We start from the raw sequence: 20,480 nt of genomic DNA, 5'->3' as shown, positions 1-20,480 counted from the left end.
GTGACAGTATCGGACCCGGAAGTCGAGCCGGATGGTTTTGGATCGCACGATCGAAGTCCTATCGAGGTAGGCCAGCGCGCCGCTGGGTGACGGTACAGCTTATGGCGTTGTGAGCATGCCTCACGCGCGGCCGAGCTCGACCACCTTGCCCGAATCTTTTGCCGAGCCCGTGTTCACCGAGGTGCCTGGCTCGATCAACATCACTTCGCAGGTGTCACTGATCGCGACAGGGCAATGTTCGACGCCATGCGGCACAACGATGAATTCGCCGGCCTCCACCATCTCCTCGCGATCACGGAACTTCATCAGCAGGCGGCCCTTATGCACCAGGATCAGCTCATCGACCTGCGGACGGAAGTGCCAAGCCTGCTCACCGGCAAATTTGGCGAGCTTGATCTGCATGTTGTTGACCTGTCCCTCGACCGTGGGCGAACGGGTATCGGGGACATGGGCGAAGGCGTTGGCCAGGTTCTTCTTGTGGAAGGGCGAGATGTGCCGGTTGAGCGTGGCGACGTCGCGCAGGATCGCAGCGAGCTGGCTCGACACATCCTTTTCCGGCGCCGGGTATTTGCCGTCCAGCGCGGCGGTACCGATCGTGAAGCCGGCGGCGCCGGCGTCCTTGACCACTGCGATCCGCTCGGGCGTGTCGATCGAGCCGGCGACGTAGACCGGTTTGGACACGGCCGCGCAGGCCTGCCTGATGAGGGTCGGGACGTCTTCCCTGGAGCGATAGGCAAGCAGGTCGAGACCATGCACCCCGTCGCGCGCGGTCAGCGCCTTGGCGCTCTCGACAATCTCCCCGATCGTGCCTTCGAGCACGCTCGGGTGACCGCTGATGCGCCCGGGGAAGGGGAAGTATTGCAGGCTGCTGCCGGTAACGATCGGCAGAACGTCGTCAACGCGCGTACCGCCCAGCAGGATGTCGACGCCGATCTCGACCGCGGCCTTTGCGGAGACGATCTCGCTCTCCCGGTCGAGCGAGACGACTTCGAGATAGGAGGTTGCGCCGCCGGCCTTGATGGCTTGATTGAGCGACTTCAGCTGGTCGATCGGCAAGCCGATGTCCTTGAAGCCGATATGGCGTACGCCGAGCCTCAAGGCGGTCTGAAGTTGTTTCGACGCGTCCTCGACCGTGCGGTCGTTGCGCGTGAGCATGAAGATGAAGCGGAGGCCCATCAGACTACCCTTTCACGTTCTTGGGACTTGGTTTGCGCAGCAACGAGCCGCCGGGCGTAAGCGATTGCGGTCTCCAAACTGGTGGAATCGGCAACGCCCTGACCCGCGATATCGAACGCCGTGCCATGGTCGGGGCTTGTGCGGACGAACGGTAGGCCAAGGGTGATGTTCACGCCCTTTTCGAGCCCGAGATATTTCACAGGGATCAGGCCCTGGTCGTGATATTGGGCCACTACGACATCGAAGCGACCCTTGCGGGCCTGCATGTAGACGGTGTCGCCGGGCCAAGGACCGCTGGCATCGATGCCCTCGGCGCGCGCCGCCTCGATCGCAGGCCGGATGATGCGGATTTCTTCATCGCCAAAGAGGCCGCCTTCGCCGGCATGCGGATTGAGCCCCGCGACCGCGATGCGTGGCGCCGCGATCCCGAGGGCCTTGCCGCCGTCATGCGCCAGCCGGATAGCCGCCATCTGGGCGTCAAAATCGGCCTGATAGATGGCCTTGCGGAGCGAGGTGTGGATCGTCACCAGAACCGTGCGGATTTCGTCATTGGCCAGCATCATCGCAACGCGCTTCGCGCCGCTATAGTCGGCCAGAATCTCGGTATGCCCGGGATAGCGGATGCCCGCGCATCCCATCGCTTCCTTGTTGATCGGCGCGGTTACGATGCCGCTGACGGTGCCGGCCTTGGCCGCGGAGATCGCGGCTATGATTGCGTCGAAGGAAGCCTGGCCGGAAATGGCGTTGACGACCCCAAGCGGCGGTAACTCCAGGATTTGGGTCGTTTCGACCACCTCGATGGACCGAGGCTCGAAGCGTGCTTCTTCGGGTCCGGCGACATGCCTGACCGTTAGGTCAAGGCCCAGACGATGGACGATCTCCCCCATCACGACGCGGCTGCCGAACACGACGGCCCGCTGGCTTCCCGGCGCCAATGCCTTGGCCACGATCTCCGGACCGATGCCGGAGGCGTCGCCCATCGTGATGGCAAGAGGAGCAGATTGGGTCATGGCAATGCCTGTGCTGACGTCACGATGTTCGGGCGGAGCTCGGCGATTGCGCGCCGCAGCGTGTCGCCGTCTCCGAAGCCACCTGCCTTCATGCCGATAAGAAGCTCGCGCCCGTCCCCAAGGAAAGCGCGGCCCAGCGGAAAGCCTGGCTCGAACTCCCGCAGGATCTCGAAGGCGCCGATCTCCAGGAGGTCGAGAATGGCTTCCATGGTATCTCCGCCTGTGGCGATCACGACATCAAACGGTTGGCGGCGTAGTCGTTCGGCCGCGTCCCGAGCGATACCGTGCAGGACGGACAGGGGATCATCCATGCGCTGGGCCGGAGCCCGAAGCAATGTGACCCGAGCCTGCGTGGCGATCTGATCGGCCTGGCGATGGCTGAGCGAGTTGGCGCTGCCGATCACGACGAGAATGTCGCCAGCAGCGGGCACGACCGGATTCGATGCTGCCGCGGCCGGCGCGAAGCGTTTCGCCAGCGCCATCGCCATGCCGGGAGAACCTGCCCAGAGGATCGATTCCGCTTCCGGCATAGCAGCGATCTCTCTGTCGAGATCGCCCTGGGTGGTCGCATCGATGACGACGACATTGCCGATGCAGGCAGGAACAAGCTCGACCAGCCGCGAGTGACGCGCCGGATGAACGGGGTCGCGACCATAACGGGTTTCCGCGACCGGCACGCCGTCCACAAGCTGAACACCGCTGACGGTCGTGCGCCCCGCGGTGGGGAACGCGGGAGCAAAGACAAGCGTCTTGCGACCGCTCGCCCTGAACGCCGCTTCCAGTTCCGCCGTTATATGTCCGCGCAGCGTGGAGTCCACGGTCTTGTACAGGATTTGGCGGGAGGCGAGCCGTGCGGCAAGGCCCGCGGAGAGTTCCGCCGCTGCCGAGGCGTCGACGGACCGCGACCCGCTGTCGACGGCGACGATCGTCCCTTCCACCGCCGGTAAGCGGCCCCTGCCTACCACTGCTCGTAGGCCACGCTCGACAAACGGGCCGGCGCCATCCGCGGCGCTGGTCAGGTCGTCGGCGAGGATGCCGATCGTAGGCTGGCTATTGGTTCGCATGGAACAATTATGCAGACGCGGCGCCTCTTAAAAAGCGATAGTTTCTACACGGAAGCGGTGATAAAAATTCACCGATGAAGCGGTCCGACATACCCTCGCTGGACGATCTTCGGGCGTTCGAGACGACGGCTCGTCTCGGCTCCGTTCGGCTGGCCGCAGACAGTCTCGCCCTGACCCATGGCGCCGTCAGCCGTCGGGTCGCCAAATTGTCCGACGATCTCGGATTCAGGCTGTTCGAGAAAAGCGGTCGGGGCTTGCGCCTCACGGCGGCAGGGGAGACGCTCAACCTTACGCTTGGCCGGTTCTTCACGGAGCTGGCGACAACCATCGAAAATCTGCGCGCCGCCAACGCTCGCCAGGACGTGCTGGTGCTTTCCTGCGAGCCCTCGGTCGCGATGCGTTGGCTCATTCCGCGACTGGCGAGCTTTCAGAGCGCGCATCCCGATATCGCGCTGCATCTCTCGGTAGGCGGCGGCCCGGTGGAGTTTCGTCGCGACCGGATCGATCTGGCCATTCGACGGCTCGATTTCGCGCTGCCAGAGGCCTCGCATGTCCAGCGCCTTTTTCCAGAAAAGGTTGGACCGGTGATGAGCCCTCAACTCGCGCCGGCCTTTGCCTCGGGGGAGTATATCGCGCTGGGTTCAAAGACCCGGCCGGACGCCTGGTCACAATGGCTCGCCGTCCACCCATCGGTGCGGCGCCCCACGGAAATCCGCTTCTATGACCACCACTTCCTGATCGTTGAGGCCGCATCGGCGGGGCTTGGCGCTGCCCTCAGTCCCCTGGTCCTCGCAACCGACGACATAGAGAGAGGGCGGCTCGTCGCACCGGCCGGTTTCGATCCCGATGGAAGCCATTACGGGCTCATCTGGACGGGAGAAGCCGAATTGTCTGGAAAGGCCCACGCGCTTGCCCGATGGCTGGAAGCCCAATGCAGGCTTTCGTTCGAGTGAGGCCTACATTCGATGTCGGCAAGCGGCCCGGCGCGCGGCCTAGCCGCGGGTCGCCGCTGCCCTGATCAGCGGGTCGGTCGTGTAAGGGCCCCGCGGCGCAACGCCGGTGTCTTCCAAGATCACCAGACGATCTTCCAGTTTGGTCTCGACCAGCTCCGCCGGGATCGCATTGGTTAGGACAGCTGCAACGATAATTGAATCGGTCGGTTGTCTCGACCTGCGGCGGTGTGACTCACCCGGCAGGGATTCCCTGCCGGAGCGAGGCGCGCTAGCGGTAGCGACATGATCGACCGGCGCGGGATCCAGCAGCGGTGGGAGGCGGACGGCTCGAAGCGCGACGAGCGCGGCCGGCGCGTGTTCGCCGCGAGCGAGGCGCGCGCTGCGGGCCGGGGTGGGCTGGCGGCGGTCTCGGAGATCACAGGGCTGGCCCGCTCGACGATCGGGCGCGGGCTGAAAGACCTCGACGCGGCGGCGCCGCGCGGTCGGGTGCGCCGAGAAGGCGGCGGCCCGCGGCCGTTGACGGCGCGCGATCCGACGCTGCTTGCCGACCTTGAGCGCCTCGTTGAGCCGGCGACCTTGGGTGATCCGGAGCGGCCTCTGTTGTGGGTGTCGAAGAGCCTGGACAAGCTGGCGCGCGCGCTTGGCGACATGGGCCATGCGATCAGCCCCAACAGCGTGCGCAAGCTGCTTGTCAAGCTCGGCTTCTCGCGCCAGCTTAACCGCAAGACGGATGAAGGCGCGCACCATCCCGACCGCGATGCCCAGTTCGCGCACATCAACGCCAAGGTGGTCGCCGCGCAGGCGGCCGGTGAGCCCGTCATCTCCGTCGATACAAAGAAGAAAGAGCTCGTCGGCGCCTTCAAGAATGGCGGCAGCGACTATCGCCCGAAGGGCGACCCGCAGCGCGTCAAGGTGCACGACTTCGTCGACACGACGCTTGGCAAGGTCGTCCCCTACGGCGTCTACGACGTGGCCGCCAACGAGGGCTGGGTCAGCGTCGGCATCACCGCCGACACCGCCGAGTTCGCGGTCCACTCGATCCGCACGTGGCTCGAGCGCATGGGCCGCCAGCGCTATCCCTCGGCCGGCGCGCTGACGATCACCGCCGACTGCGGCGGCTCCAACGGGGCGCGCGTGCGGCTGTGGAAGGTGGAACTGCAGAAGCTCGCCGACGAGACCGGGCTTGTCGTCCACGTCCATCACTATCCGCCGGGCACGTCGAAGTGGAACAAGATCGAGCACCGACTGTTCTGCCACATCACGCAGAATTGGCGCGGCCGTCCGTTGACGGATCGCCTCGCCGTGGTCGAGTTGATCGGCGCGACCACGACCAAGACCGGGCTCAAGGTCGAGTGCGCGCTCGACGCCACCACCTATGAGAAGGGCGTGAAGGTCTCGGCTGCCGAGATGGCGACCCTCGATATCACCGGCGACCAGTTCCATCCAGAATGGAATTACACAATCAAACCGCGGCGGTCGGCCATAGCGTAGCGGTTATCGTTGCAGCTGTCCTTAGTGTCGTCTTGCCTGTTCCGGCGCTCCCGACACTGAGCCGATCCACGATCCTCAAGCTCGATCCAAACGGACTCGCGAGCAGGTTGCGCCGCGCTGTGCCGAACTGGAATTCGGTGGGGCTTGAGCAGATCCTATCGATCAAGCGATCAAAAATCCGCACATCTGGCGAAGTCCTCGATGATTTCGGCACATTCTTTCGAGCGCACGATGCGATGAAGGGCTGATCGGAACTTTGCTTCCGCATTCCTGGCAGCCGAGGTTGGTTGGAACATGTCGCCCCGAGTCGAACGCATTCACAGTGATGAGCGTCTCCCGGCCGAGGCGGACGTCGTCATCGTCGGCGGCGGCATCCTCGGCTCCACGGCCGCCTACTTTCTGGCGAAGCGTGGCCTTTCCGTGGCTCTGCTCGAGAAGGGCCACGTCGCATGTGAACAATCGAGCCGAAACTGGGGTTGGTGCCGCCAGCAGAACCGCGACCGGCGCGAACTGCCGCTCTCGGTGATCTCCCTGCGACTGTGGGACGAGCTGACGCGCGATATCAATCGGGACCTTGGATTTCGACGCTGCGGTCTCCTCTTTGCGACTCACGACGAGGCTGTGCTCGCCGGCTGGGAAAAGTGGCGCGAGATCGCCAGGGAGTACGACGTCGAAACCCGCAGTCTCAGCCGGGCGGAGGTGGCCGAGCGCGTCCCCGAAGCGCGCGATAAATGGGTCGGCGGGATCTATTCGGAACGGGACGGTAAGGCCGAGCCTGCGCTCGCCGCGCCGGCTATCGCCGAGGGCGCCAGAGTTCTGGGCGCCACGATCCACCAGGAATGCGCCGCGCGGGCGCTCGACTTGGCCAATGGCAAAATCGCGGGCGTGCACACGGAGAAGGGCTACATCAGAACCAGCGCCGTGCTGTGCGCCGCTGGCGCCTGGTCTTCGCGCTTCCTGAGGCCGCTCGGGATCAGTTTCCCCCAAGCGAGTATCCGGCAGACCGCGCTGCGTTCCACCCCGACAATCAACATAGGCGAGGCAATCTCCACACCCTACTGCACAATCACGCGCCGACTGGACGGAAGCTATACACTTGCCATCAGCGGCAAGGCGAACCTCGAAATCACGCCCCGGGCTATCCGGTATAGCCGGGAATTCATGCCGCAGTTCTTCCGTCGCCTGAAGAATGTCAGGCTCGGCATTGGCCAATCGTTCTTTTCGGGGCCGGATTCATTGTCCGCCCTTTTGGCAAGCGACGATCGGATATTCGAACAAAGTCGGGTGCTGGATCCCCCACCCTTGAAATGGCTGGTAAGCCAAGTGGTGGAGAGTGTCCGCAAGACCTTCCCCCAACTGGCCGACATAAGGATCGATAGCGCCTGGGGTGGTTTCGTCGATTGCACGCCGGACGCAGTGCCCGTGGTGTCGCAGGTCGACGGGGTGAAAGGCCTCGTCCTCGCGGCGGGCTGTTCGGGCCACGGCTTCGGTTTAGGCCCGGGGCTTGGCTATCTGGCCGCGGAGCTTGTCGTAAACGACACGCCTTGCGTCGATCCTACACCGTTCCGCCTGTCGCGTCTGGTTGACGGCTCGAAGCTGGACATCGCGGCTATCTGAAGATCAGCCGGAAGTCAGACCTGACGCGCACCAAGCCAAGGTGTCAGCGGTCGGGTGAGCGGAATCCCCACGTTCCCCCGCCAAGTCCGCGGTACATAAGCGCAAGGTGGCAGGAGTTGCACCAGGCGACGGCTCGTCTCGGCTCCGCCCGACTGGCCGCGGACAGACTCGCCTTGCAACCGACGACATCCGGGAAAGCTCACGTTCTTGCGCGATGGCTGGAAGCCCAATGCAGGCTTTCGTTCGAGTGAGGCCTACACTCGATATCGGGCGGCCCGGCCCACGGCTAGCGGCGGGACACCTTTGCGCTGATCAGCGCGTCGGCCATGTAGAGATCCTGCAGGGAGATGCCGGAACTGTCGAAGACGGTGATTTCGTCTTCGAGGCGGCGTCCAGGTACACGGCCCTCAATGACGTCGCCGATTGGCGTCACGGTAAGCGTGCCCGCCTCGATCTCCGCGCGAGCGTGCTGAAAGTCGCCAATCCGGAGGGACTGTGAGGGCAGGTCGCAGAACAGGCTTGCCATCGACAGCAGTTGGCCCGGCAATTCCTGCTTGCCGGGCGCATCCGATCCCATGCTGACGACATGGGTTCCGGGTTCCACCCACGCGGCATCGAACAGAGGTTCGCGTGAGGGGGTCGCCGTCACCACGATGTCGGCCGCGCGCACGGCTTCTTCGGCCGATACGGCGCGCGCCTCGAGGCCCCTTTCGCCGATCTGGCCGACAAAAGCATCGCGTCGCGCCGAAGGCCGTGCCACGACCAGCACGGTTTCGATCGGTCGGATGCGAGTCAGCGCCGCGACCTCGAAACTCGCCTGGTTGCCCGCGCCGAAGATCGCCAGAACCTTGGCGTCCTGCCGGGCGAGAAGGTCGGCCGCAACCGCGTCGGCTGCAGCCGTTCGGTAGGCGTTGACCTTGCCGGCCTCGATCACGGCGCGGAGCCGACCTGTCTGCTGATCCAGCAGCACTATGGTGGAGTTGTGGCGCGGAAGGCCCCGCGCCGGGTTGCCGGACCAGAAGGAGCCGATCTTCACGCCTGTCAGGTTGTCCGACCACCCGGACTTGATCGAGAACGTGTTGGTCGCTTCCCGCGAGCGCCCCAGAACCGCCGGAAAGACACCGCTGTGCCCGGATGCCGCGGCCACGAGAGCCGCCCGCGTCGCCTCGAAAGCAAGTTCGTGGGTGACGAGGGCGGCAGACTCTTCCTCACTGATGTAGATCATCTGGACTACCTCCCTGGCATTGATGACTGTGCGGGCGTGGCGGGGATCGTCGAGCGAGCAAGGCGGAGACCATATAAGACGCCGCACATACCTCGCCCGAATTGCGCGGTCCGGTATGCCGAAGAATCGTCCAAAACGAACAATCGCGCTGATCTCTACGGGAAAAACAGCATCGAAATCTGCGCGCGGGGCGCCACCTTGAGCTTCGATCTCTGGATGAATGAAGGCTGCTTGCGCATGGCCGTTGGGCTCAAAATGGACATTGTCGGCGATCCGGCCGAACTGACCGCTTTCGAGCCGCGCCATGTGCCCGGCGCGCTGAAGCTGTCGCAGGAAATGGGCTGGCCTTACCGCAGCGAGGACTGGGAGTTTGCCGCCAGGGTCGGCGAGGGCCTTGTCCTCGAGCGCGCGGGCGAGGTGATCGGCTCTGCAATGTGGTGGAACTACGGGCAGGCCTATGCTTCGGCCGGGATGATCATCGTTACCCGCTCCGCGCAAGGTGGTGGCAACGGCTCGCGGCTCTTCAACGGTTTGCTCCAGGCGACTGAGGGTCGCAACGTGCTGCTCAATTCGACCGAAGAGGGGCTGCCTCTCTACAAGCGGCGCGGCTTCACCGTCTGGGGTGCCGTCCTACAGCATCAAGGCCCGCTGAACGTCGCCGTGCCGGCGAAGTCCCGCGACGATGTTCGACCTGCAACGGTCTCCGACCTTTCGGCGATCCAGGCTTTCGACGAACGCTCCACCGGCATGCCGCGAGGGCCGATGGTGGCCGCGCTTGCCGAAGTGGGCGAGGTGGTGGTGATAGACCGCGGTGGAAGGATCGCCGGTTACGCCATCGCAAGGAAGTTCGGGCGCGGCTACGTGGTCGGCCCTGTTGCCGCCGAAAGCCCTGAAGACGCGCAACTCCTGATCCTTGATCGGCTTTCCAGGCTCCACGGCCAGTTCGTGCGCATCGACGTCTATGCCGAACATGGATTGGGCGACTGGCTGCAAAGCCTGGGCCTTGTCAGGGTCGGCGGAGCCACCGCCATGATCAAGGGGCGGCAGCCAACGCCCGATGGCGCGGCCCGCATGTATGCCTTGGCGAACCAGTCCTTCGGCTAGTGATGAGGAACATCGGGAAGATGGCAACGAACGCGGAATTGCTGAAACCGATCCAGAAGGTTGACGGCCTTGTCACGCCGGCGCTGCTGCTGGATCGCGCAAAGCTCGATCGCAACATAATGCGTCTCGCCGATCGCGCCAGGAAGCTGGGCGTTGTCCTGCGGCCGCACATGAAGACGGCCAAGAGCATCGACGTGGCCCAACGGGCGTTCCCCACTGAACCCGGCCCGATCACGGTGTCGACCATCGCCGAGGCGGAATACTTCGCCCGCCACGGCTATAGCGACATGACCTATGCGGTCGGCTTGTCGCCGGCCTCGGCACTTCGTGCGGCGGAGCTTTGCCGCCGCACCGGCATCGACCTGAAGCTGCTGCTCGATACCGTTGAGCAGGCCGATGCCCTGGCCGATGTGCGCCAGGCCACGGGCATCACGCCGTCCGTGCTCATCGAACTGGATTGCGACGACCATCGCGGCGGATTGAAGCCGGACGATCCCAAGCTCATTGAGGTGGCCGGCAGGGTCGTCGCGGCGGGCGCCAACTTCGCGGGCGTCCTCGCCCATGCGGGCGAATCCTATGGCTTGAGCTCGCCCGATGCGCTGGTAAAAGCGGCTGAGGCCGAGCGCCTAGCCACGGTGCGCGCCGCCGAAATCCTGCGGGCTCATGGTCATGCGTGCCCGATTGTCAGCCTCGGATCGACACCGACCGCGCATTTTACCGAGAATCTGGAAGGTGTGACGGAGCTACGCGCGGGGGTCTATATGTTCTTCGACCTCGTCCAGCACGGGGTGGGGGTCTGTGCAGTGGACGATCTCGCGATTTCGGTGCTGGCCACGGTCATCGGTGTCAAGCCGGAAAAGGGCTGGGTGCTGGTCGATGCGGGATGGATGGCGCTATCGCGCGATCGTGGCACCGCGAGCCAGCAGGTGGATCAGGGCTACGGCATGGTCTGCGACGAGGCAGGACAGGTGCTCGAAGACGTGATCGTCGCCCAGGCCAGCCAGGAGCACGGCATCCTTGCGATCCGCAACGGCTCCGGCAAGACGATGCCCAACCTCCCGGTCGGCGCGCGGGTACGCATCCTGCCCAACCACGCCTGCGCGATGGCCGGCCAGCACGACTTTTACAGCGTCGTCAATGGAGCGAGCCCAGAAATCGAGGCGCGGTGGGAGCGGATCCGTGGCTGGTAGGGGCTCCGATCTCCACGCCCTGGATCCTGCCGATCCTCGGTGCCTACTACCGCATGAAGGACTTGGTGACATGATGACGCCCCTCGAGCATTTGTCCCGCAACGGCCGCTTGGACAAGTTCTTCATCGGCGGCGAATGGCGCGCGCCGAGCGGCGCCGCCGAGGGCGTCGTGGTCAATCCGGCGACGGAGGCGGTCGTCGCCCGGTTCCCGCTCGGGAACGGCGCGGACGTGGACGCGGCTGTTGACGCGGCGCGCCGGGCGTTCGCCAGATGGAGCCGGACCAAGCCGGAATACCGCGCCGATTTGCTCGATCGCTTGCAGGCGCTGCTCGAGGCGCGTGGCGAACTGATCGCACAGTGCCTGACCCTCGAAATGGGCGCGGCGATCGGTTATGCGCGCTCGGCGCAGGTTCCGCTCGCGGTCGCCCATGTGAAGACCGCCCGTGATGTCCTGAAGTCCTTCGCCTTCGTCGAGCAGCGCGGCCACACGGCCGTCACGCGAGAAGCGATCGGTGTGTGCGCGTTGATCACGCCCTGGAACTGGCCGCTCTACCAGATCACCGCCAAGGTCGCGCCGGCGCTCGCCGCGGGCTGCGCGGTCGTCCTGAAGCCGAGCGAGCTTTCGCCTTTGAGCCCCCTGCTGTTTGCCGAGGCGATCGAGGAAGCCGGGTTCCCTGCCGGTGTCTTCAACCTGGTGAATGGCGACGGGGCAGGCGTCGGCGCCGCTCTCGCCTCCCATCCGGATGTGGACATGATATCCATCACCGGGTCTACCCGCGCCGGTATCGCTGTGGCAGAGGCAGCGGCGCCGACGGTCAAGCGCGTGGCACAGGAGTTGGGCGGCAAGTCGCCGAACGTGATCCTGCCCGATGCCGATCTCGACCGCGCTGTTGCGCTGGGCGTGGCTGCCGGCTTCCGCAATCTCGGCCAGTCGTGCAGCGCGCCGACGCGCATGATCGTGCCGCGGGCCCTGCTTTCGCAGGTCGAGTCGATTGCCGAACGCGCTGCGGGCGAGATCGTCGTCGGCGATCCTCTCGCGGAGACCACCACACACGGCGCAATCGCCAACGGTGCCCAGTTCGACCGTATTCAAACCATGATCGGGGTCGGCATCTCGGAAGGCGCGAAGGTCGTCGCCGGCGGACCGGGTCGCCCGGGTGGTCTGAACGTCGGGCTCTATGTCAAGCCGACGATTTTTTCCGAGGTGCGCACGGACATGCGCATTGCCCAGGAGGAGATATTCGGTCCGGTTCTCTGTATCATCCCCTACGACACCGTAGACGAGGCCGTCACCATCGCCAATGACACCGTCTATGGCCTCGGCGCGCATGTGCAGGGCAGGGATATGGACCGTGCCAAAGACGTCGCCTCGCGGATCCGCTCCGGTCAGGTGCATCTCAACTACCCTGCCTGGGACCCGCACGCGCCGTTTGGCGGTTTCAAGCAATCAGGAAACGGACGCGAATACGGTCTCGAGGGCATGTTGGAGTATCTCGAGGTCAAATCCATCCTCGGCTATTTCTAGGTTCAGCATTGTGCACAAACGCTGGCCCTTCATGCCTGTTGTGTCGCGGTTAGCTGCCCTCTTGGGAGACCTTAGAAGAGCCTCAGCCGTGACGAATGTAGGGAGCGCTGGTCAGCGCTGATCGAGCAGCTTGATCTGGAGATCTTCCCAGTGCTCCTTGAAGGCCTCCCGGGCGGTGTCGAAGTGGCGGCTTCTCAGACTTTTGACAAGTCGCTCATGCTCCAGCGCCATTTCCTCGGCGGTGCCGTAAAAAGCCTGCCGCTGGACGAGAAGAAGCTCGATCTCCCCTTCGAGGTTCGAATAGGCCCGCTTCAGGCGGGCGCTCCCGCTCGCTGCGATGATGGCGCGATGGAAGTCGCGGTCCGCAGTAACCAGCGCCGACCTGTCCGAGGACAGGGTCGAGGCATGCATGACCTCGACCGCCTCGAGCGCCAGGGGCGGAATGACGCCGGTCAGCACGATAAAACGGATGGCTTCGCCCTCTATGGCGCCGCGCACCCGTGTGATGTCGACAATGTCATCCGGTCCGAATTCGGGCAGCATAAAGCCTCGGTTCGGGATCTGGCGCAGCAAGCCCTGTGTGACGAGCAACTGGGCCGCCGCACGGAACGTGTGCCGTGAGGTCGAGTGCTCCTCGCACATCCTGGCGTCGCGGAGGAATTCGCCAGGCTGGAAATCTCCCGACAGAATACGGCGTCGCAGGTCCTGCGCCAGGATATCCACAGCGCTAACGGGGACGGGTTCAGCGTTGGCGTCAAGGTCCTGGACTTGCTTCATGGGCCTGGTCGTTGATGATGGCGCGCGTTTTGGTGCGTCGGGTGCCGCAGCGCCGGCAAAGGTTCCTATTGCAACCGCTCCCAGGTCTGCACTGCCCGCAGCGCATTGTCGACACCTTCAAGCAGACGCCCCGCATTGGCTGATGTGAAGACGAGCGGGGGCCTGATTTTGAGAATATGGGCGTCTGCTCCGGTCGCGGAGATGAGAATGCGCTGGTCGCGCAGAGCATTGACGGCCGCGAGCGCGCGATCCATGTCGGGTACCTTTCCGTCGCGGTCCTTGACGAGTTCGACGGCGAAATAGAGGCCCGCCCCACGCACATCACCGACGAAGTCGTACTTGTTCTGCAGGGTGCGGAGACCGTCGAGGATTTCGCCGCCAACCTTGGTGGCGTTTTCCATCAAACCCTCTTCGAGGATCGTGTCGAGCACGGCATGCGCGGCGGCGATAGCGACGGAATTGCCACCGAACGTGTTGAAGTAGCGCATGCTGGCCCCGAACTCGGCTACGAGTTCGCGCCGGACCACCAGGCCCGCTACGGGATAGCCGTTGCCCATGGGCTTCCCAAGGGTGACGATGTCCGGATCGACCTTGTGTCGGGCGTGTCCCCAAAGGTGGGTGCCGGTCCGCCCGAACCCTGACTGCACCTCGTCGGCGATGAACAGGCCTCCGGCCTTGCGGACGACTTCCGCCACAGGCGCCAGAACGTCCGTGGGGTCGACATAGAGGCCATCGGAGGAGAAGACGGAATCGGCGATGAATGCGGCCACGCCGTTGCCATGCCTTTCGAGGTCGGCAATCTGTCGGGCGACATCCTCCGCCATCCGCCGGCCGATGTCCATGACGGGCAGGCGGTAGGAGTCGGGGGCAGCGACCGTTCGAACGTAGGGATCCAGCGCCGATTTCTTGCCGAGCGACGGCGAGATCGCCGCCACAGCGCCGCTGTTGCCGTGATAGGCTTCGGCCGTGACGACGACGCCGGTCCTGCGTGTGTGATAGCGCGCGATACGCAAGGCGAGATCGTTGGCTTCGGAGCCGGTGCAGGTGAACATCGCGCATCCGGTTCGGCCGAGATCACCCGCGAAAGTATTGATCAGGGCTTCGGCGTAGTCCAGCAGAGGTTCCTGCATATAACGCGTGTGCGTGCAGAGGATTTCGAGCTGCTTCTGGATAGCCTCGACGACGCGTGGATGAGCGTGACCCAGCGATACAACGTTGTTGTAGGCGTCGAGATATTCGTTGCCATGCTTGTCATAGAGGAAGACGCCCTTGGCGCGGGAAATCTCGACCGGCGTCTTGTAGAAGAGCCGATAGGCGGGGCCAAGCAGCCTTTGCCGCCTGGCCACATGCGCCGTGGCTTCCCTCGGGAGATGAGCCGCATCCCGAGGGTTGAAGCCGTTGGCCATGTCGCCACGGAAGCCCTTGGGCAGGGCAGTTGCTTGCTTTGGCATTACGGTTCCTCTCGGGTAAGAAGGTCGGATATCTGCGCGGTCGACATCGAATTGAACCACTCGAGGTGAGCCCACCCCGCTTCGGTGTTGCGCAGGATGTAGCGGCTGTTCTCAGGGAAGAGCTGGGCGCGCCAGCAGGTCAGCAGCGCGCGGACCGCAAGTCGGCCCTGTGCCAGGAAGGGGATGAGCTGGAGCTCCTCGTCCGTCAGTTCAGCATGGCGGAGATAGCCGCGCAGAACGTCGCGCGGTTCGTCGAACAGGTCACGTCGATTCGCGTGGTCGAAGGTTTTGGGCATCTGGTTCATCAACGCCGTGGAGACATCGACGGCGATGGCAGTACGAACCGCATCGCCAAAATCGATGACGCCGGTCAGGAAATTCGGTCTGGCAGGATCAACGACCAGGTTCGATGTATTGAAATCGTTGTGGAGCACCTGCCGCCGGCACTGGTCGAGCTGCGGCTTGATCTTCGCAAAGCGCTCCAGCGCACGCAGGGTCCATGCGCGCTTGCCCCCTGCTGGGATGAAGCCCAGCAGATCGGAGAGATCGAGCAGGTGGGTGACGTCCCATGCCAGGGTTCGACTGTCCGCAAGATGCGAAAAATCGGCCATGGCGTGGCGTAGTTTTGCCAGGACCTCGCCGATCCGCTCACGCTGCGGGGCGATGGAAATTGTCCGGTCGAGTGGTGTGCCGGCGAGAAAGGTGATGAGCCGCACTACGCGCTGCTCGCCGGCGCTGGTCGTGACGACGGGTAAATCCACGCCGTCGACGTCGCCATGCGCACGGGGAACAGGCAGGTCCGGAGCGTGCTCCGCGATATGGCGCAAGAGAGCGACCTGGAAATCAAGTTCCTCCACCCGCTCGGAAGGATGAGCGATCTTCAGCACGAACTTCCCACGGTTCGCGCAGTCGAGAAGAAACGTGTCGTCCTTTTCGGTCTCAAAGCGGGTGGCCGAGCCATGAATACTATAAAGACGTGCGGCGATTACTTCTGCTTCAGCCGCACCGACGGGATGGCAGGCTTCGGAAAGCTCCGATGTGCGAGCCGGTTTTGTTTGTAGGTTGTGACCCATTTCCCACTCGATTCATGTGCCGCGAAAACAGGCTTCAGCGCCACGGCCTCACATAATGCGCGCCAATTTTTGTACAACAATTTTTGGGTTAGTTCAAGAAGGGCGTCCGGCCTGGCCGGAGGGCAGGGGAAGCCGCAATCCATTTAGACGGCCACTCGCCAGGTGCCTGATCATCGAATGTCGTCGCCAAGACCAAAGTTCGCAGCGCTTTTAGCTCGTTGCCGAGCCAAGGGCCCTTCCGCGCCGACGGGCGCATTGAAGCATTGCATCTGCGCCATCGTGCATCGATGCGCGGATGAGGGTTGAATACAATTGTTGTACAATCACGGCAGTTTTGCGGTGCGAGCCATCACCCGTCGGGGGAGGCGCAGTCTCGGTGTTGCTGGTGGCCGGCGATAGATTCTGCTTAAGGACGGGACAAATTCAGAACAATGCGCTTCACGCGGTGAACGTTCGGAAAGTTATGCTCCACTGTTCGCACAATTATGGAGTTCCGAGAGGGGCCAGTCAGGGTCGTCAAATTGAAAGGAACGTACGCCATGACCAAATTTAGGCCAAAGTATATCACCTTCGACTGCTATGGCACGCTGACCAATTTCGACATGGCTGGTGCGGCGCGGCGTGTGTATGCCGAGCGCCTTTCTGCTGAGGCCATGGCCAATTTCGTCGAAGCTTTCAGGGGCTATCGCCTGGACGAGGTCCTGGGCGCATGGAAGCCCTTCGGTGAAGTGGTGCACAATGCCGTTGAACGCAGCTGCAAGCGCATCGGTATCCAGTTCAAGTCCGAAGACGCGCAACGCATCAACGACGAAGTGCCGACCTGGGGCCCGCACCCGGACGTCCCGGCAGGACTCTCCAGGGTGGCCAAGGAAATCCCGCTGGTGATCCTGTCGAATTCGATGAACAACCTGATCATGTCGAATGTCGAAAAGCTCGGTGCGCCCTTTCACACCGTCATCACCGCCGAAGAGGTTGGCGCCTACAAGCCGCTGATGAAGGGCTTTGAGTATATGCTCGACAAGCTCGGCTGCGGTCCCGAAGACATCACTCACGTGTCCTCCTCTTTCCGCTACGACCTGATGCCGGCCTATGATCTGGGGATCAAGAGCAAGGTCTGGGTCAACCGCGGTCATGAACCCGCCAATCCGTTCTATGAATATACCGAGATCAAGGATATTGGCGGACTAGCCGCCGCCGTTGGCTTGGAACCCGCCCTGGAGCGCGCCTGAAAAACCAGCGTTCTGGCACTGCTGCTACGATGAGATGGGGGGGGCGGTTCATTCGCCCCTTCTCTTTATAGTTGGAAGGGGAGCAAGCATGGCCTTTTGATGACCCTTCCGCACGAGAGACCTGCTGGCGTTAGGGTGTCAATCGGCGTGCAAAATGTGCACGCCGATTGACACACAAGCTGATAGGGCAAGCCGACGAGGCACGCTCAGCCTCGACTTCCGCCCGCCCTCGGCCGTGCCGTTCTATCGCGCCAATCCGTGGTTTATTCCGGCGATCATCAAGGGCTGCGCCCTGCAGGACAAGTTCCTCTGGTGGCGCGCGCGCCGCTGAGAAGGCGGAGCAGCCGCCATACGTCGCCGAGGCCCCGCCGGACGATCTTGGCTACAAGGACGAACGAGACAGATGGGTGAGACGATGATCGGATCCGTCGTTAAGCTGATCCGCTACCCGGTAAGCTCTCTCGCAGGCGAAGAACTCAAGCGAGCCACGCTTGCATTGTCCGGAATTGCTGGCGATCGCCGGTTCGGATTCTTCGAGCGGGATACCGGCCACCAGATTTACCCAGCACGCGACGGCCGCTGGAATGCCGCGCCCCAAATTCATGCGCGACTTAGGGACGAGCTAGAACTGTCGACCGACGGCCAGTCCTGGCTGCCGGCCGACGATCCCGAAATCACGTCGCGCATCGAGGCAGTTTTCGGCCAGGGGGTAGAACTTCATGCTTATGGGCCGCATCGCTCGCCGCGATACAGCATGTCGCCGCTGCATATCCTCAGCCTCCAGTCTCTCGATCACCTGCGCCGGATCATTCCGGCGAGCCTGATCGACTACCGCCGCTTTCGCCCCAACATCCTGGTAGATCTTCCGGACGACGCCGCTGAGCTTCCGGAATACGCGCTGTTGGGAAGGGAGTTCACCATTGGGGGCGTTCGCATGCGCGGGACACGCCCCTGTGGCCGCTGCGGTTTCACGACCCTCGCGATGGGAGACCTTCCTGAGGATCCCGCCATTCTCAGAGCGCTGGTGAAGCGGTACGAGCGAAATTTCGGGATCTATTGCGATGTATTGGAGGGAGGCGATGTAGCGCAAGGCGATGTCCTGACAGGTCAAGAGGTCAGCCGCGGTATCGACCCCGTGCTGATCGTGGGGGCGGGACAGGCCGGCGCCATGGCGGCGCGCGCGCTACGGCGCTTGGGCTATACCGGCGCCATCCGCCTCTACGGTGCCGAGCGCCATGCGCCCTACGAACGACCGCCGCTGTCCAAGCGTTTGGCGACAGCAAATCGCGAAACTCATGTTCCGATCCTATCCGCCGCCGAAGCCGAAGATTTGGGGATATCGCTCCACCTTGGTACCACGGTCGAGGCTCTCGATCTTCCGCGGCGCCGGGTCGAGACCTCCGACGGCACTGAGACCAGCTTCGGCACGCTGATACTGGCAACCGGCGGCGCGGCCCGGCGGCTGCCCGATCTCGACCGGGGACACGGACGGGTGCATGTCCTGCGGACACTCGAAGATGCGGCGCGCTTCGCAGGCATTTTGCTTCCCGAAACACGGCTTTTTGTCTTCGGCGGCGGCTGGATCGGCATGGAGGCCGCTGCAATTGCCCGGCAGTCGGGCGCCAAGGTCACGCTCTTCGTCCCGTCAAAGCGGCTTGCGCCTCGGATACTTCCACCCGAAATCTCTCAACGACTGGAGGACTTGCTCGGCGACAACGGCGTCCTCCTGCGGTTTGGGGTTGACCCCAGCTTCCGGGAAATGGAAGGCGCCGTCCGCTGCAGTATCGGCAGCCAGGTACAGGAGGCCGATCATCTCATCGTTGCGATCGGCATGGTGCCGCTGGACGGCATTGCCCGCAGAGCGGGCCTGGCGTGCGACGACGGTATTCTCACGGATGAGAATGGAGCGACGGAAATCGACGGGGTCTACGCCATCGGCGACGTCGCCCGCCATCCTATGGGACGCATCGAGAGCTGGCAGAACGCCAACGTCCAGGCAGAACGAGCTGCCCGCCATGTGCTCGGGATGGAACAGTCTGCACGGGAACCTGCCTATTTTTGGTCGGATCAATTCGGCCATAGGCTTCAGATCGTTGGCATGCCCGACCCGCGGGCGCCTCTCGTCGCCGAGGGCGACGGTTTCTGGGAGTATGGCAGCTTCGTCGTTGCTCTTGATCGGCCGGAACTGATCCACCGGATGATGCGCCGTTTGGCCGACGATCCGGTCGCTGCTCCCCTCGCGGCTGCAGTGCCCAATGTGCCGAGAACCGAACACCACCTCTGCGCTTCAGCCGACATCCCGGAAGGCGCGCTCGTGCAGATTGAACACCCGGCAAAGCGTGTGCTTGCGGTCACTCGCCAGCAGGGGCAGTGTCATGCGATGGACGATCGCTGCCCCCATTCGGTGGCTTCGCTCTCGAAGGGGTTCGTGGATGACGGACACATCGTCTGTCCGTTGCATTTCGCGGAGTTCGGGTTGAGCGACGGCGTGCCGCGCAACGCACCAGCCGGGTGCGAACATCTGGTCGTGCACCCGGTGGCCGAGAGAGACGGGCATATATACGTCCTTCTTCCGAACGCGACCTGAACGGATAGCGGATAGATGTATGTCAAAGTCCGGCTACCAGGCAAATGAGGCTGTGATCGAGGCACGCTTCGGCTGGCGCCTTCAGCACTGAGCGAGTCAGGGTCGAAAAGTCCCGAACGCGAGGCTCAAGGTGACAGGCTGGCCAAATGGGCACGCTCGACCAAGTTTGGCAAGGCGACGCCTGAGCGACCGCGGACACCGGAAACAGAGCCCAAAAGGTCGTGCTAAGTTTGCGGTTGAGCGGAGAGCCTCCTGCTGAAAGTCGATGCATTGCGGCAGATTCTGCCAACCGGCAGCGGCTATCCTTCAACCACAGGCAGACCACAGGGGTTCAAGGACATGAATCGTTTCCGGCCGAAATACGTGACTTTCGATTGCCACGGCACGCTGATCAACTTTCAAATGGCGGAAGCCGCACGGGACCTGCACGGCCAGCTTCTGGACGGGCCGCGCATGGATGAATTCATCAAAAATTTCCAAGGCTACCGCATCGACGAGGTGATGCAGGCATGGAAGCCTTATGCCGAGGTTGTCCACAACGCCTTCGAGCGCGCCTGCCGCCGCAACAATGTCCCGTTCCGAGCCGAAGACGCCGAAACGATCTACAACCGTATCCCAACTTGGGGACCGCATCCTGACGTCCCCGAGGGTCTGGCCAAGCTGGCGAAGGAAATTCCGCTGGTCACGTTGACCAACTCGATGAATGCCCAGATTCCGTCGAATGTGGCGAAGCTCGGCGCGCCTTTTCATGCCGTTTTGACTGCCGAAGACGCGGGCGCCTACAAGCCGCATTTCAAGGCTTTCGAATACATGTTCGACACGCTGGGTTGCGGCCCGGAGGACATAACCCACGTTTCCTCGTCCTTCCGCCATGACCTGATGTCCGCCTATGACCTGGACATCAAGAGCAAGGTCTGGGTCAATCGTGGCCACGAACCAGCCAATCCGTACTACGAGTACGTCGAAATCCGTGACGTGTCACAGTTGCCGGGCGTTTTTGGGATCTGA

At 63.4% G+C, this 20,480-nt stretch carries 17 protein-coding genes; 10 read left to right on the top strand and 7 right to left on the bottom strand.

Annotation, left to right across the window (positions count from 1 at the left end):
- Window positions 1-120 precede the first annotated feature (120 nt).
- The 3 genes from JN280_RS40165 to JN280_RS24515 are packed head-to-tail and all read right to left on the bottom strand — an operon-like array spanning window position 121 to window position 3,250.
- A complete protein-coding gene (locus JN280_RS40165; RefSeq protein ID WP_202306112.1) occupies window positions 121-1,176 on the bottom strand; it encodes a cupin domain-containing protein in 1,056 nt (351 codons plus the stop codon).
- The gene (gene pdxA, locus JN280_RS24520) at window positions 1,176-2,186 is read right to left on the bottom strand and encodes a 4-hydroxythreonine-4-phosphate dehydrogenase PdxA (RefSeq protein WP_202306111.1); all 1,011 of its coding nucleotides are present in this window, start codon (window positions 2,184-2,186) and stop codon (window positions 1,176-1,178) included. Before pdxA ends, JN280_RS40165 begins: the two co-directional genes overlap by 1 nt.
- Complete coding sequence (locus JN280_RS24515) at window positions 2,183-3,250, bottom strand: four-carbon acid sugar kinase family protein (protein ID WP_202306109.1); 1,068 nt, start codon at window positions 3,248-3,250, stop codon at window positions 2,183-2,185. The genes pdxA and JN280_RS24515 overlap by 4 nt, the downstream gene beginning before the upstream one ends.
- 74 nt (window positions 3,251-3,324) lie before the next feature.
- On the opposite strand from JN280_RS24515, the gene JN280_RS24510 reads away from it, so the two are divergent.
- The 3 genes from JN280_RS24510 (at window position 3,325) to JN280_RS24500 (ending at window position 7,311) form a co-directional block, all read left to right on the top strand.
- Window positions 3,325-4,203, top strand: coding sequence for a LysR family transcriptional regulator (locus JN280_RS24510; RefSeq protein ID WP_202306107.1), 879 nt, complete (start codon window positions 3,325-3,327; stop codon window positions 4,201-4,203).
- Window positions 4,204-4,485: 282 nt separating this feature from the next.
- Window positions 4,486-5,694: an ISAzo13 family transposase gene (locus tag JN280_RS24505; RefSeq protein WP_202306106.1), complete on the top strand. Its 1,209-nt coding sequence runs from the start codon at window positions 4,486-4,488 to the stop codon at window positions 5,692-5,694.
- A 294-nt stretch (window positions 5,695-5,988) separates the two neighbouring features.
- Complete coding sequence (locus JN280_RS24500; protein WP_202306105.1) at window positions 5,989-7,311, top strand: NAD(P)/FAD-dependent oxidoreductase; 1,323 nt, start codon at window positions 5,989-5,991, stop codon at window positions 7,309-7,311.
- Between the two features lie 286 nt (window positions 7,312-7,597).
- On the opposite strand, the gene JN280_RS24495 is transcribed toward JN280_RS24500, so the two are convergent.
- Window positions 7,598-8,536, bottom strand: a complete 939-nt coding sequence (locus JN280_RS24495; protein ID WP_202306103.1) for an ornithine cyclodeaminase family protein — start codon at window positions 8,534-8,536, stop codon at window positions 7,598-7,600.
- Between the two features lie 237 nt (window positions 8,537-8,773).
- Here JN280_RS24495 and JN280_RS24490 point away from each other — a divergent pair, with 237 nt between their 5' ends.
- From JN280_RS24490 to JN280_RS24480, 3 genes are all read left to right on the top strand, one after another.
- Window positions 8,774-9,640, top strand: coding sequence for a GNAT family N-acetyltransferase (locus tag JN280_RS24490; RefSeq protein WP_202306101.1), 867 nt, complete (start codon window positions 8,774-8,776; stop codon window positions 9,638-9,640).
- Window positions 9,641-9,660: 20 nt separating this feature from the next.
- Entirely contained in the window at window positions 9,661-10,830 is a 1,170-nt protein-coding gene (locus JN280_RS24485; protein ID WP_202306098.1) for an alanine racemase, read from the top strand.
- A 70-nt stretch (window positions 10,831-10,900) separates the two neighbouring features.
- Window positions 10,901-12,355 (top strand): aldehyde dehydrogenase family protein, encoded by a 1,455-nt coding sequence (locus JN280_RS24480; RefSeq protein ID WP_202306093.1) that lies wholly within the window; start codon window positions 10,901-10,903, stop codon window positions 12,353-12,355.
- A gap of 111 nt (window positions 12,356-12,466) precedes the next feature.
- Here JN280_RS24480 and JN280_RS24475 read toward each other — a convergent pair whose 3' ends face one another.
- The 3 genes from JN280_RS24475 to JN280_RS24465 all read right to left on the bottom strand — a co-directional run bounded on the left by JN280_RS24475 (window position 12,467) and on the right by JN280_RS24465 (window position 15,656).
- The gene (locus JN280_RS24475; RefSeq protein WP_202306092.1) at window positions 12,467-13,132 is read right to left on the bottom strand and encodes a GntR family transcriptional regulator; all 666 of its coding nucleotides are present in this window, start codon (window positions 13,130-13,132) and stop codon (window positions 12,467-12,469) included.
- A 65-nt stretch (window positions 13,133-13,197) separates the two neighbouring features.
- On the bottom strand, window positions 13,198-14,583 hold the full coding sequence (locus JN280_RS24470) for an aspartate aminotransferase family protein (protein ID WP_202306091.1): 1,386 nt from the start codon (window positions 14,581-14,583) through the stop codon (window positions 13,198-13,200).
- The gene (locus tag JN280_RS24465) at window positions 14,583-15,656 is read right to left on the bottom strand and encodes a phosphotransferase (protein ID WP_202306090.1); all 1,074 of its coding nucleotides are present in this window, start codon (window positions 15,654-15,656) and stop codon (window positions 14,583-14,585) included. The genes JN280_RS24470 and JN280_RS24465 overlap by 1 nt, the downstream gene beginning before the upstream one ends.
- A gap of 539 nt (window positions 15,657-16,195) precedes the next feature.
- On the opposite strand from JN280_RS24465, the gene JN280_RS24460 reads away from it, so the two are divergent.
- The 4 genes from JN280_RS24460 to JN280_RS24445 all read left to right on the top strand — a co-directional run bounded on the left by JN280_RS24460 (window position 16,196) and on the right by JN280_RS24445 (window position 20,480).
- Window positions 16,196-16,885: a haloacid dehalogenase type II gene (locus JN280_RS24460; RefSeq protein WP_202306080.1), complete on the top strand. Its 690-nt coding sequence runs from the start codon at window positions 16,196-16,198 to the stop codon at window positions 16,883-16,885.
- Between the two features lie 154 nt (window positions 16,886-17,039).
- The gene (locus tag JN280_RS24455) at window positions 17,040-17,216 is read left to right on the top strand and encodes a hypothetical protein (RefSeq protein WP_202306073.1); all 177 of its coding nucleotides are present in this window, start codon (window positions 17,040-17,042) and stop codon (window positions 17,214-17,216) included.
- A gap of 72 nt (window positions 17,217-17,288) precedes the next feature.
- On the top strand, window positions 17,289-19,472 hold the full coding sequence (locus JN280_RS24450; RefSeq protein ID WP_202306072.1) for an FAD-dependent oxidoreductase: 2,184 nt from the start codon (window positions 17,289-17,291) through the stop codon (window positions 19,470-19,472).
- A 339-nt stretch (window positions 19,473-19,811) separates the two neighbouring features.
- On the top strand, window positions 19,812-20,480 hold the full coding sequence (locus JN280_RS24445) for a haloacid dehalogenase type II (protein ID WP_202315021.1): 669 nt from the start codon (window positions 19,812-19,814) through the stop codon (window positions 20,478-20,480).

Source organism: Mesorhizobium sp. L-8-10 (genome assembly GCF_016756635.1).
Lineage (GTDB): Bacteria > Pseudomonadota > Alphaproteobacteria > Rhizobiales > Rhizobiaceae.
The sequence above is the reverse complement of the archived record's forward strand: the minus strand, read 5'-3'. Positions and strand labels throughout refer to the sequence as shown.